Source organism: Novosphingobium sp. BL-A-28-Hi1-0D, assembly GCF_055521755.1.
This window is the reverse complement of sequence record NZ_JBVFVV010000002.1, coordinates 128717-141639: the sequence shown is the minus strand read 5'-3', so window position 1 is coordinate 141639 and position 12923 is coordinate 128717. Positions and strand designations below refer to the sequence as shown.

Here is a 12923-nt window from a genome sequence, read left to right as displayed (position 1 = left end):
TTATCCCGAAACAAGCGAAGCTTCCTGCGCTGTTAGAGGCTTTTATAGGTAGTTAGAAAAGTTAAGCGCCCCGCTGGCGTCTCCGACTCGCGATGTTCCGGCGATTCGCGCCAAACCTTGCGTTCCCGAAGTATCGGCCCTGTGTTCCTGAAAGGTCGAAGAAGCGTTCCTGAAAGGTCGAAGCATCGTTCCCGGAGTGTCGAAGGTCCGGATATCGGCGTTCCTGATGTATCGACGGTCCGGAAATGCGGTGTTTGGGCACCTGCGATTGAATCACTTTCCAACAGAACTCCAACAAGGACGTTCAAATTCTGTGGAAAGCGCGAGCGCGTTGGAACAGGCAGGGATCAACGGCAAAATGCGCCCGACACTTCGGGAACGGCGCGGCTTTCGGAAACGACATTTTGCGAACGCAGGCCCTACGGCATCAGCGCCGCAGCGTGTGGCCGTGCTTCTCGTGGTGGCGCTTGACGAAGCCGATGAAGGCCTTCTGCCAGTTGGCCGGAAGCCGCGCGGCATCTGCGTTGACCCACTTCTCGAACTCGGCGTGGAGCGCGTGAAGGTCCCAGCCGGGGCACGTGGCGCGCAGGGTTTTGATGGTCTCGTCGGTCATGAACCCGCGCGTCGCCGTATCGCTTAAGCCCGCCACCGCGCGCCGGATCAGTGCGGATGCATCGACGGTTTCGGCTTTGGCGGAGTCTTGGCGCGAGTGTTTCCCCGGGGAAACACTCTTGCGCGATGGGCCTTCGACAAGCTCAGGCTGATCGTATTCGGGGGCAGGTGCGGGCCGTGCGGGTTCAGGGTCTGGCTCGAACAACGTCCGCTCATCCTGAGCCTGTCGAAGGATGCCAGCCCCGCCCTCCTCTCCGCGTGGCAGCGCCCGTTCGGCCCCGTCCTTGCCGTCGATCCGGCGCATCCGCAGCATCGGTTCGCCACCCTTGGCGGTCTCGACGCTGAGGCCGTAGCCCGGCAGCGCGTCCTTTTCGGCGAGCTTGAGGATCTCGAACTTGAAGCGGCGGTATTCGCCTTCCGCACCGGATTTCTCGAACAGCGTCGGCATGGAGATGGCAAAGCCCTCTTCCCCTGCCCCGCCCGCATGCTTGCGCGCCACCTTGTAGAGCCAGCGCTCGCGCCCGCCGGTGATGTTGAAATAGGCGCGGTCGATGGAGAGCACGCCGCCCTTCATCATCACGCCTTCCCAGAACCAGTTGGACAGCTCGATGGTCATGCCGCGTGAACGTTCGGTCTTTTCATCGACCAGCTGCGTCCAGCCATCGAGCCAGGAGAAGGTCGCCTCGCGCCTGTTCTCCGCACGGATGTTGGTCTTGATCGTCGTCGCCACCAACCGGTCGAGCGATTGCCCGAGCAGTTCGTAGGCGCGGCCCGTGGTCGGCCTGCCGATGGCGCGGAGCAGGTCGTAGGGCATGAGATGCAGCTTGCGCGGCACATCGTTCACCCCGCGCCGCGCCATGTCGGCCAGCACGCTCGCGCAATAGATCAGGATGTCGGCATCCCAGATCGTCGCCATGCCATATTCGGGGCTGGCCGAGACGTGGACCCACAGCTTGCCGTCGGGCGAGGTGTAGTCGATCGGCTTGACGCGCTTCGACTTGGCGAGGCTGAAGAACGGCCGCTCCATCATCTCGCGCTGATCGCGCATCGGCATGTCCGCCACATAGGGCAGGAACAGGTCGAACTGCTCGCCGGACGATGCGGATCTGGATGTGCTGGCGCGGGTCAAGGGGAGGGGGCTTTCGAGCGTGTTTGGCTTCGCCGAACGCGCCTTCGGCTTGTTTCCCCGGGGAAACGTAGCGAAGTGAAGTTCTGCGTAGCTAAACAGGCAGAAGGGTTGGGGAATGGGGTGAGTCTGTAGCGAGGCCTGTGCCGTGTTCCGTGATGTTTCCCCGGGGAAACACTCTGTGCGGCAGTTGGCGCGTGGCATCCTTTGACAAGCTCAGGATGAGCGGAGGTGGGTGGTTTGAACAGAGCTGCGACTCTGATGTACCTCGCTCCCACTCCCGAAATCCGCTCAGCCTGGGCCCGTCGAAGGCTCCTCGCGGCAAAGCGATTGGCGATGCCGAACTTTGCTTCGCTGTGTTTCCCCAGGGAAACACGCATGAAGTCAGGTGGTGTGTGGCGTCCTTTGACAAGCTCAGGACGAACGGACTTTGTTGCGGGAAACCCCTGAACCCGTCCAACCCGAACCCGCTCAGCCTGAGCCTGTCGAAGGCCCATCCGGAAAAAATGTCTGGCTCGGCCGTGTTTCCCCGGGGAAACACGTGTCCTGATGAAAGGGGCAGGGGCGCGTGCCAAGAGTGTTTCCCCGGGGAAACACTCAAACCTCGCAGCGCTCATCCCCCCCTGTTCCATCAGAGCAGGATGCTCCGGCCCTCGTCCTCGAGCTCGGTCAGGGCTTCGCGCGCCAGTTCGAGGAGGGCGTCGAGGTGCATGCCGGAGCCTGCGTGGAAGCGCAGGGTCACGCCCTGGCGGTTGATCGAACGCAGCGTGATGGCGGGGCGTCCGCCGCGGCCATTGATCACGATCTCGCGGGGAGGGCCTTCGGCCTTGGGCGCAGACGCGGCCATCAGGCGGGCGATCACCTCGTTCGCCGGGATTGCCGGATCGCCCGCGTTGCGCCGCTCGTCCTGCAAGCGGGCGATGGTCTTGGCCTCGCGCAGGATGCCGGGGGCCAGCTCGCGATTGTCGAGCGCATGGGCCAGCGGGTAGGCGGGCTTGAGCTGGACGTCTGCCGGGCTGGCGAAGGCCGCAACCACGGCGTCGGGCAGGGATGCCACCTTCAGCATCTTGGAAAGCCAGCCTTTTGAGAGGTTTAGCCGTTCCGCCATGCGGGTGAGGTGGGCGCCGTAGTGGTCATAGAGCGCCTGCGCATAGTTGCGCGCGCGTTCGAGATCCGAGACGTCCTTGCGCGCGCGGTTTTCGAGATCGGCGAGGCGGAAGGCGGCTTCGTCATCCAGCTGGGCGACTTGCGCCACGAACTGCATGTCCGGATAGGAATGGCGACGCAGCCACGAGATCGACCAGTGGCGACGGGTGCCCGCGATGACTTCGTAGTCATGGTCCGGATCGCCATCGATGCGGCGGACGACGGCGGGGACCTTCTGGCCGCCTTCGGCAATGATCGAATCGATCAGCTCGCGGCAGGATTCGACCGAGAGGTGTTCGTAGGAACGGGCATTGCCCTTCCACACCCGCACCCGCGCCGGATCGAGCAGGAGCTGCGTGACCTGCCGCACTTCGCCGCTCGCCACCCGCGCCAGCGCGCTCTCGCGGCCGAGCAGGGTGGTGCCGCGCAGGCGTTCGTGGCGCGCGGCCGGTGTGGGGGAGGGGGGCTGCGCCGGTTCCTCGGCCACGACCTCGACCGCGCCGCCTGGGCCATCAGGCGCGGCGGACTTGGTCTCGATGGCTTCCTCGTCCGCCAGCAGAGCGGCGAGATAATCGGATTGCTTACGCGCCATGAATCACCTCTTTGCGAAAGGCGCGGAACATAAAGTGAACATTTCCGTGTAGGAAAGCGGAAACACCCTCACGCATGGATCACGTCCTCCTCCCTTGCCGGGGCGACGCGGCCCCAGCCTGCGCGGACGAGCTGTTCGATCTGGCCCATCGCCTCATCAAGGTTGGCGCGGCAGCGCTTGTGGGTGCGCGGGGTGCCGATCGGCTTTTCGAGTTCGTAGACCGTCATCATCCGTAGCGCGGCGTGGCTGATCTCGGCGCTTTCGAGGATGGGCACCGGGAGCAGGGCGGGGCCGAAGGTCTGCTCCATGATCGTACGGACCATTTCGTGGCTGGGATCGCCGCCATCGAACTTGGAGCAGATCAGGCGGACGAAGCTGTAGTCCACCGCGATGCCCGCCTCGATCAGCTGGGCGATGACCTGGTCCATCATCGAGAGGAACTGCACGGTCGAGCAGAAATCGGGTGTGGTGGCAGCCAGCGGCACAAGCAGGGCATTGGCCGCCTGCATCACTGCGAGCGAGATGGTGCCGAGCGCGGGCGGCGGGTCGAGGATGACGATGTCATAATCGCGCGCCATGTCCATCAGTCCGGCCTTCAGCTTGCGGAAGCGCGCGGCGAGGACCGACTGGCCATCGGCGCCCGAGGCTGCAAGTTCGTACTCCACGTCGAACAATTCGAGGTTCGAGGGGATCAGATCGACATTGGGCCAGGGCGTGCGCTTGACCGCGTAGAGCAGGTCGGTCTGGGTCGGGTCGATCGAGAGATAGGGATAGAGCGTTTCGTCGCGCGTGATGTTGAAGTGCGGGTTGAAGCCGAACAGCGTGGTCGTCGTCGCCTGGCTGTCGCAGTCCACCACCAGCACGCGATAGCCCTGCACGCCGAAATAGTGGGCGAGGTGGGTGGTGACGGTGGACTTGCCGACGCCGCCCTTGAAGTTCTGCACCGCGATGATCGCGGGCACGTCGTCGGGCGCGCGGGCAGGCGAAGCGCCGAGCACTTCGCGCATATGCATCAGCTCTTCCATCGAATAGCCGAGCCGCCGCCCGTTGTCGCCCGCAGGGGGAGGGGGCAGGCGGCCATCGTCTTCGGCCATGCGGATGCGATTCGTCGAACAGCCGAGCAGCTGCGCGGCCTCGGCAATGCCGATACGGACATTGAGTCCCTTGCGACTGTCTGGCAGGAAAGCCTTGCGGCGCAGGCGCTCGATCATTTTCTCGCCCGCTGAGGCAAGATCACCGATCTGGCTGACTATTGAATTCTGATCCGACATCGCCCGCCTGTTTGAAGCTGTTTGGGCGAGTGGTTAACCGATTTCATTCAATCGCGCAATTGCGTGGCGGACAGAATGTGAACATTTCCGGACCGCATGAATTGCGCGCGAGGGCTGACGCTACTCCACCGCGACCTGCCGGGCGATGTCGGGCATCTGCGGGGGCGTCTGGCCGGTGAGGAAGGCGGCGCGGGCCTGCAGCATCGCTTGCGCCATTTCGGGGTGGGTGAGGACCCAGAACCTGCCTTGCGCCATCTGGGCGAGGATCAGTGCTGCCGCCTCGTCAGGGTCCATGCCGTGCTCGCGCATCATCGCGTCCATGGCGGCGCGGTGGCCTTGCGCGCTGGCGGGCTCGCCCGCATTGTTCGCGGCATCGAAGATCGCGGTGCGGACCGGGCCGGGGAGGATCGAGCTGACGCGGATCGGCGCGGCTTTCAGCTCCATTTCCAGCGCGAGGCATTCGCTGAAGGCCTGCACCGCGTGCTTGGCGGTGATGTAGGCGGTCTGCGCGGGCATCGCGCCCAGCGCGCCGACCGAGGCGACATTGCCGATCCATGCGGGCTGGCCGCTTTCGAGCATGCGCGGCACGAAGGCGCGCACGCCGTGGATCACGCCGCCGACGTTGATCGCAAGGGTGCGGTCCCAGCGCTCGGCGGGGATGTCCCAGGTGTAGCCGACGGTCTCGATCCCTGCGTTGTTGACCAGCAGGCGCACCGCGCCGTGGCGCTGATAGACGTGGGTGGCGAGGGCTTCGAGGTTCTCTGCGCGGGAGACGTCGCAGGCGAAGGCCTCGGCGCGGCCGCCGCTTGCGACGATCCCGGCGGCCACGTTCTGCGCGCCTTCAAGGTTCACGTCGGCGGCGACGACGATCATGCCGAGCGCTGCGGCCTGCCGGGCAAGGCCCGCGCCGAGGCCGGATGCGGCGCCGGTGATCACGGCCACGCCGCCTCTGAATTGCTCTGTCATGGCTCACTCCTCTGGTTATCGGGCAATACGCGGCGAAGCGAGCATATGCGTAACCCGATCGGGTTATGCGCGCGCGTGCTGCGTGCGATAGCCTCGGCTCCGGAACCAAAACGCCCGAGAACAGGGCGGTGCCCGGAGAGAGCGACATGAAATTCTCGATCATCTATGAAGCGCAGATGGTGGACGCGAGCCGCGAGAACGAGCGCGCGGTGTTCCTCCAGATCGTCGAGCAGGCGAAGTATGCCGAAAAGATGGGTTTCGACTGCATCTGGTGCGTCGAACACACCGCGCTGACGCAGTACGCGCACATGTCTGCGCCCGAGACGGTGCTGGCGTTCATTGCCGGCGCGACGAGCCGCATCCACATCGGCCATGGCGTGGTCTGCCTGCCGCCCGCCATGAACCATCCGGTGAAGGTCGCCGAGCGGATTGCGACGCTCGACATCCTCAGCCAAGGCCGCCTGCACTTCGGCGTGGGCAAGGGCGGGACGCAGCAGGAGGCGGGGACCTTCGGCTATGACCTCAATGAACTGCAGCCGATGATCGATGAATCGATGTACCTCATCCCCAAGATCATGGTGCAGGACGAGATCGAGCACGACGGCACCTATATCAAGATCCCCAAGCGTCCGATCCACCCCAAGCCGTGGCAGGACCCGCACCCGCCGATGTACATGGCCTGCACCCGCGAGAACACGCTGATCGCGGCGGGAAGCCGGGGCATCGGCGCGCTGGTGCTGGGCTTTTCGGGGCCGGACGAGATCGCGAAGAAGAACGCGATCTATCGCGAGGCTTTCCGCACCCGCAAGGCCGAGGACCAGGTGGGCTTCCGTCCGACCGAGCATCTCGCCGCGCTCTGCGCCGCCACGGTGCTGGACGACCGCGAGAAGGCGCGCAAGATCGGCCTGCGCGGCCAGCGCTTCTTCGCCGAATCCATCGCCTACTGGTATCAGGGCGGGGCCAAGCCGACGGTCGACGAGGACCTCGACGCCGAGGATCATGCCAAGGTGCTCGAACAGGGCAAGCAGCAGACCATCGCTTACCTTTCCGAAGAGGCGATCCCGGTGGGGGACGAGCATCTTTCGAACTACACCGTGGCGCAGGACGCCTATGGCACGCCCGACGACTGCATCCGCTATGTCCAGCGGTTGAAGGACGCAGGCGCGGACGAGATCCTGTTCATCTTCCAGATGGGCGGCATCCCGCACGACGTGATCATGGAGACGATCCGCAACATCGGCGAAAAGGTCATCCCGCACTTCCGCGCGCTTGAGGCAGCAGACGTGATGGAGGCGGCGGAGTAGGCTGCCGCTGTCGCTTCATGGTGTGAGGGAATGGGCCCCGGCCTGCGCCGGGGCGACGGGGAGGGGGTATGGGCGCTCCCATCATCGCCGTCTTCCCGGCGAAGGCCGGGATCCATGCCCTGTCGGTTTGCCCCCGCGATCCGGGGGGCGCTGCCAGGATGGATTGGCTTTTCGGCGGTTGCGTCATGCGGTGAGGTTGTGGGCCCCGGCCTTCGCCGGGGTGACGGTTTTTTTGGGGGGGCTTGGCGGTTGTCGGATCGCGGGTACGCGGCCTATGCTGCGTGCATGGGTGGAGCGATTGACGAGGGGTTTTCGGATTTGCTGGCCCGGCTCTATGCCGGGGTGTCGCCGGGCGAGTCTGGCGAGCAGCCGTGGCGGGCGTTTCTCGAGGCGCTGGCGCGGTGGATGGAGGCGAGTTTTGCGACGCTGATCATCACGGCGCCGGGCAAGCGCCAGCCTGCGACGTTCCTGACGCCGGGGTCGAGCCCTGATTTCGACGCGGCCTATACCGAGACGCTGTTTGCCGAGGACCCGTTTCAGGGGCTGAGCGATGGCGTGGTCACGTCCTATGCCGAGTTCATGGCCGACCTGCCCGACAGCGCCTTTGCCACCTATCGGCGCGCGATGGCCGAGAGCGGGTTCGACCGGGTGCTGGGGATCGATCTGCATTTTGGCGGGAGCAGGGCAGGGCGGCCCGACGACGGGCGCTACGAGGCGCGGTTCCGGGTCAGCCGCCACAATTCGCTGCCCGATTTCACCCGCGAGGAGCGCGCGCGGCTGCAGGCGCTGGCGCAGCATCTGCGCATCGCGGTCACCCTGTTCGAGAAGCTTCAGTTCGCAGGGGCCGAACACGGCATGTTTCATGCGACGGCGCAGGGACTGGGGCTGGCGCTGCTGGTGCTTGATCGCAATCGCCGGATCGTCAGCAGCAATGCGCTGGCCGAGAGCCTGCTGGCGCAGGACGAGGGACTGAAGCGGCGCGGCGAGGAACTGGCCTTTGCCGATGGCGCTCACCACCGGCTGGTGGGCGAATTGCTGGCCGATGGGCGGCGGGGCGGTGGCCTGACGCGCTTTCGCATCGAGCGGCCCGGCCATGGCGATCTGGTGGTGACGGCGCGGCCCTTGGACCTGAGCGCGATTCACGCAGGCACCGGGGCGCTGGCGCTGTTCCTTGCCAGTCCCCATCGCCAGCAGGGCGCGGAAAGCCGCAAGGACCCGGCTGCCTTGCGCGAACTACTCGGCCTGACCATGGCCGAGGCGCGGCTGGCATCGGTGCTGGCCGAGGGGATGAGCCTGGTCGAGGCGGCAAAGGCGCTGGGCATTGCGCACAACACCGCCAAGGTGCAACTGCGCGCGGTCTTCGCCAAGACCGGGGTGCACCGGCAGGCGCAGCTGGTGGCGCTGCTTGCGTCGCTGGCCGGGTAGGCTTTGCGAATTTCAGCTTGCGCCTGCGCCATTCCCCTTGAAAAACGTAAATCAATAGATCATGAATTACGCAAGATAAGATAATGGCCGGGGATAAGAGGATGGCTGCGCAAGATTCGCGCTTGTCCTTCGCTCCGGCATCACGGAGCTGCCAGCATGACCTCGAACCGCTATCCCCACCTGCTCTCGCCGGGCCGCATCGGCACGATGGAGACGAGGAACCGCATTGCCGTGGCCGCGATGGGGGTCAGCTTTTCGGAAGACGATGGCACCGTGGGCGAGCGGATCATGGCCTATCACGAGGAGCAGGCCAAAGGCGGCGTCGGGCTGATCGTCTCGGGCGTGGCGGGCGTGGCCTGGCCGGTGGGCGCGGTGGCCGTGGGGCAGACCGCGATCTCCGAGGACCGCTTCATTCCCAAGCTCAAGGAAATGACGGACCGCGTGCACAAGCATGGGGCGAAGATCGCCGCGCAGCTGCACCATGGCGGGTTCGTGGCGGGCTATTCGTTCAACCGCTGGGGGCACAAGCTGTGGGGGCCTGCAGTGCCGCCCGCACCCAAGGGCAGCTTCATCGACTACTTCCTGATGGAGGAACTGCAGGCGCTGGCGGGCATGAAGATGCCCGAGATCAAGGTGCTGGAGCAGGAGGACATCGACCTTGCCGTCAGCCAGTTTGCGGCTGGCGCGCGCCGCGCGAAGGAGGCGGGGTTCGATGGCGTGGAGATCCACGGCGGTCACGGCTACCTGCTGTCCTCGTTCACCTCGCCCTATACCAATACCCGCACCGACCAGTACGGCGGCAGTCTGGAGAACCGGCTGCGGCTGACCTGCGACGTGATCCGCGCGATCCGCGCCGAAGTGGGCAGGGACTACCCGGTGTGGATCAAGCTCGATTCGCGCGAAGTGGGCAAGCCCGGCGGGATCACGCTGGAAATGGCGCAGGAGGCGGCCAAGCTGGTCGAGGCGGCGGGCGTCGATGCGATTGCGGTCACGGCCTATCACGATACCGCGGTGGGCAAGCTCCATTCGGAATCGAACATCCCGCATATCGAGGACTGGAACCTTCCCGCGGCCAAGGCGATCCGGGCGGTGGTTTCGATCCCGGTGATCGGCGCGGGGCGCGTCGAGGTGGAGACGGCGGATGCGACCATCGGCCGGGGCGAGGCGGACTTCGTGGCGATGGGGCGCAAGCTGCTCGCCGATCCGCACCTGCCGAGGAAGCTCAGCCAAGGGCAGGACGAGAAGGTGCGCCCTTGCGTCTATTGCTACACCTGCGTCAGCGCGATCTACATGGGGCAAAGCGCGCGCTGTGCGGTGAACCCGGATCTGGGGCTGGAGTTCAAGGGCACGGTTGCGCAAGCCGCGAGCCCTCGCAAGTTTGCCGTGGTGGGCGGTGGCCCCGGCGGCATGGAAGCAGCGCGCAGGCTGGCGGCGCTGGGCCACAAGGTCACGCTGATCGAGAAGTCGGACCGGTTGGGCGGCACGCTGCGCTTTGCCAGCCTTGCCTATGAGCCCAACGAGCGCGTGCTCGAATGGTTGAAGCGCGAAGTGGCCGAGGCGGGGGTCGAGGTCAGGCTTTCGACAGTTGCGACGCCGGAACTGCTGCGCTCGCTGGGTGCCGAGGCGGTGATCGTGGCGAGCGGGGCGGTGCGCGGGATGCCTGCCATTCCCGGCAACGATCAGGATCATGTCTATTCGGGCGACGACATGCGCGCGATGATGCTGGGCGAGGATACGGCAGCCCTGAAGCGCAAGACCGGGCTGTTCACGCGGCTTGCCACCAAGGTCGGCGCGGCGACCGGGGCGACGGCAAACCTCGCGCTGGTGCGCAAGGCGACCCATGCGTGGATGCCGCTGGCCGACAGCGTGACGATCATCGGCGGCGAGCTGGTCGGGCTGGAGCTGGCCGAGTTCCTGTGCGAGCGCGGGCGCACGGTCAACGTGATCGAGGAAGCGCCACGGCTGGGCAAGGGGCTGACGCTGGTGCGGCGGATGCGGATCATGGCGGAGCTGACCGAGCATGGCGTCGGGCTGCATGGCGGGGCGCGCGATATCGTGATCGGCAAGGACAGCGTGAGCTTCGTCAATGCGGCGGGCGAGCAGGTCGTGGTGCCGGCGGGCAACGTGATCGTGGCCAAGGGTGCCGAGGGCGACCTTTCGCTGGCCGAAACCTTGCGCGCGGCCGGATTTACCGTCCACGCGATCGGCGATGCCAATGGCGTCGGCTATATCGAGGGTGCGATGCGCGGCGCGGCCGATGCGGTGCGCGCATTGGCTGGCGAACCTGCGTCCGACGTCGCCAATGCGTGACATGCACAGCGTCTGCGGAGCAAAACCGCGCCAAACCTTGCGCATGATCCGCCTTTGCCGCTGGATCGGTCTATAATGAGGTTGACGGATCACCCCCCCTTGCGCAAACCCGCCCGAGACAATTCGGGCGGCACGCCGGGGACCATGACGCAGACTTTCAGCTACGACGCGACCGATCTCAACATCGTCGAACAACTCCGCCTGAACGGGCGGGCCAACAACCAGCAGATCGCCGAGAAGCTCGGGCTTACGGCGACGACGGTTTCGACGCGCATCAAGCGCATGGAAGATGCCGACCAGCTGCGCGTGGTGGCGGTATCGGACTTCACCGCGCACGGCTTCAACGTGCTGCTTCGCATCTCGGTCGAGGTTGACGGGCGCCCCGCTTCGGAAGTGGCGGCGGAACTGGCGGCCTTGCCGGAAGTCTTCGCAACGCATCTGGTGACGGGCCGCTACGATATCGACATGCTCGTGGCGCTGCATGATTTCGACGACCTGTCGCAGTTCCTGCTTGAGGACCTGTCCGGCGTGCGCGGCATCCGCTCGCTTACCCCAGCGGTGGTGGTCGACATCATCAAGTACAAGTTCGACGTGGCCCCGATTGCGGGCCGCGCGGGCGCGGCCAACATCAAGTTTACGGGCCGGGAGGGCTGAACCATGGCGGCACCGGCACTTGACGCGCTCGACCAGCAGCTGATCGAAATGCTCTCGAGCGATGCGCGCGTTTCCAACCGGAAGATCGCGGCGGAACTGGGCGTGACCGAAGGCACCGTGCGCGGCCGCATCAAGCGGTTGCAGCAGGACGGGCTGATCGCGTTCACCGCGATCACCGGCTTTGAAATGGGCAAGCGCGCGCGCCTTGCCTTCATCAACATCCAGGCCGACGTGCACCGCGTGCGCGAAGTGGCGCAGGTGGTGGCCGACATTCCCGGCATCAACGCGGTGCTGATCACGATGGGCGAATTCAACCTCGCCGCGCTGTGCCTGATCGACGAGCTCGATGCGCTGGTCGAACTGGCCTCGGACAAGATCCTTGCCATTGATGGCGTCCACCATGTCGAAACGTCGATCGCGGTGAAGACGGTCAAGTACAATTCGCGCATGGCCAAGATCACCAAGCCTGAAGTTATCGACGAAGACGCCTGAGCGTTTCGGGTGGCGGTTGAGGTTGCGGCGTAATGGGCCCCGGCCTGCGCCGGGGCGACGCAGATTGGAAAGGCTTGGGTTCGAGAGACAGGAGGGCCCCCAAAGCGTCTCATTCCCCGTCACCCCGGCGCAGGCCGGGGCCTACGACCTCGCGTCTCCACACCTCGAACGCGCAGCTGCTCAACCATTCCGGACGGCTCAAACGGCCCTTGGCATGCTGCGCCTGTCCGATAGCAGTTGGACCCCGGCCTTCGCCGGGGTGACGGTTGCTTTGAGGGCGTCATTTCGCAGAATTTTACACGTCATCCCGGCGCAGGCCGGGGTCCATGTGCTGTCGGTCTTGTGCCGACGGTGGGGACGGGTGCAGGTGGCTGCGGTTTCGTGGCTGGTTGAGCCGTTTCACTTTGCATTTGCGTAGAGCTGTGGATATAGAATAGCGCAAATAGCTAGTTCAGCCCGGATTCGCCCTCTACCCGCGAACCGGGTGAGGGGAGTGACATTGACGCAGACCGCCCTTCCGCTCGATGCCCGGTTGAAGCGCGTGCTGCGCTTCATGCCGGCGCCGCTCGGTATCGTCACCAGCTTCGATCCTGACAGCGGCGCGCCGGTGGGGCTGGCGATGTCGGCGCTGATGCCGGTGTGCCTTGAGCCGCCCGCCATGGCGATCTGCGTCAACCGCTCGGGCAGCGCCTATGACGCGATGGTGCGGGCCGGGCGCTTCTGCATCAACCTGTTGCAGGCAGGGCAGGACGGGCACGTGCTGCCCTTCGCCGATCCCGCCGCGCGCGATGCCCGCTTCACGCAGGAGGACTGGCGGCAGCATGTCCACCATGCCCATGACGGCGTGTGGTTCATCGACAATGCGCCCGCCGCGATCTTCTGCACGATCCGCGAGAGCGTCAGCTTCGGCACGCATGACCTGCTGGTGGGCGAGGTCGACGATCTGGTGACATCGGGCAGCGATGACATTCTCGGCTGGGCCAATGGCTCGCTCTACCGGCCAGCTCCCCTTTCCTGAAGGCACG

The 12923-nt window shown here is 65.5% G+C and carries 10 protein-coding genes; 6 read left to right on the top strand and 4 right to left on the bottom strand.

Annotation, left to right across the window (positions count from 1 at the left end):
- Positions 1-427: 427 nt before the first annotated feature.
- The 4 genes from ACZ1JW_RS18280 to ACZ1JW_RS18265 all read right to left on the bottom strand — a co-directional run bounded on the left by ACZ1JW_RS18280 (position 428) and on the right by ACZ1JW_RS18265 (position 5713).
- Entirely contained in the window at positions 428-1666 is a 1239-nt protein-coding gene (locus tag ACZ1JW_RS18280; RefSeq protein ID WP_465143111.1) for a replication initiator protein A, read from the bottom strand.
- A gap of 703 nt (positions 1667-2369) precedes the next feature.
- Positions 2370-3476 carry a ParB/RepB/Spo0J family partition protein gene (locus tag ACZ1JW_RS18275; protein WP_465143058.1) on the bottom strand — a complete coding sequence of 369 codons (1107 nt, stop codon included), beginning with the start codon at positions 3474-3476 and terminating at the stop codon, positions 2370-2372.
- Positions 3477-3544: 68 nt separating this feature from the next.
- Positions 3545-4747, bottom strand: a complete 1203-nt coding sequence (locus ACZ1JW_RS18270) for an AAA family ATPase (RefSeq protein ID WP_465126738.1) — start codon at positions 4745-4747, stop codon at positions 3545-3547.
- A gap of 120 nt (positions 4748-4867) precedes the next feature.
- The gene (locus ACZ1JW_RS18265; RefSeq protein WP_465143057.1) at positions 4868-5713 is read right to left on the bottom strand and encodes an SDR family NAD(P)-dependent oxidoreductase; all 846 of its coding nucleotides are present in this window, start codon (positions 5711-5713) and stop codon (positions 4868-4870) included.
- 146 nt (positions 5714-5859) lie between these two features.
- Here ACZ1JW_RS18265 and ACZ1JW_RS18260 point away from each other — a divergent pair, with 146 nt between their 5' ends.
- The 6 genes from ACZ1JW_RS18260 (at position 5860) to ACZ1JW_RS18235 (ending at position 12916) form a co-directional block, all read left to right on the top strand.
- Positions 5860-7017 carry an LLM class flavin-dependent oxidoreductase gene (locus tag ACZ1JW_RS18260; RefSeq protein WP_465143056.1) on the top strand — a complete coding sequence of 386 codons (1158 nt, stop codon included), beginning with the start codon at positions 5860-5862 and terminating at the stop codon, positions 7015-7017.
- A 285-nt stretch (positions 7018-7302) separates the two neighbouring features.
- On the top strand, positions 7303-8442 hold the full coding sequence (locus tag ACZ1JW_RS18255) for a helix-turn-helix transcriptional regulator (RefSeq protein ID WP_465143055.1): 1140 nt from the start codon (positions 7303-7305) through the stop codon (positions 8440-8442).
- Positions 8443-8598: 156 nt separating this feature from the next.
- Positions 8599-10752, top strand: coding sequence for an oxidoreductase (locus ACZ1JW_RS18250; RefSeq protein ID WP_465143054.1), 2154 nt, complete (start codon positions 8599-8601; stop codon positions 10750-10752).
- A 144-nt stretch (positions 10753-10896) separates the two neighbouring features.
- On the top strand, positions 10897-11406 hold the full coding sequence (locus ACZ1JW_RS18245; protein WP_465126729.1) for an Lrp/AsnC family transcriptional regulator: 510 nt from the start codon (positions 10897-10899) through the stop codon (positions 11404-11406).
- A gap of 3 nt (positions 11407-11409) precedes the next feature.
- Complete coding sequence (locus ACZ1JW_RS18240) at positions 11410-11898, top strand: Lrp/AsnC family transcriptional regulator (protein ID WP_465143053.1); 489 nt, start codon at positions 11410-11412, stop codon at positions 11896-11898.
- Between the two features lie 493 nt (positions 11899-12391).
- A complete protein-coding gene (locus ACZ1JW_RS18235) occupies positions 12392-12916 on the top strand; it encodes a flavin reductase family protein (protein ID WP_465143052.1) in 525 nt (174 codons plus the stop codon).
- The last annotated feature ends 7 nt before the right edge of the window (positions 12917-12923 follow it).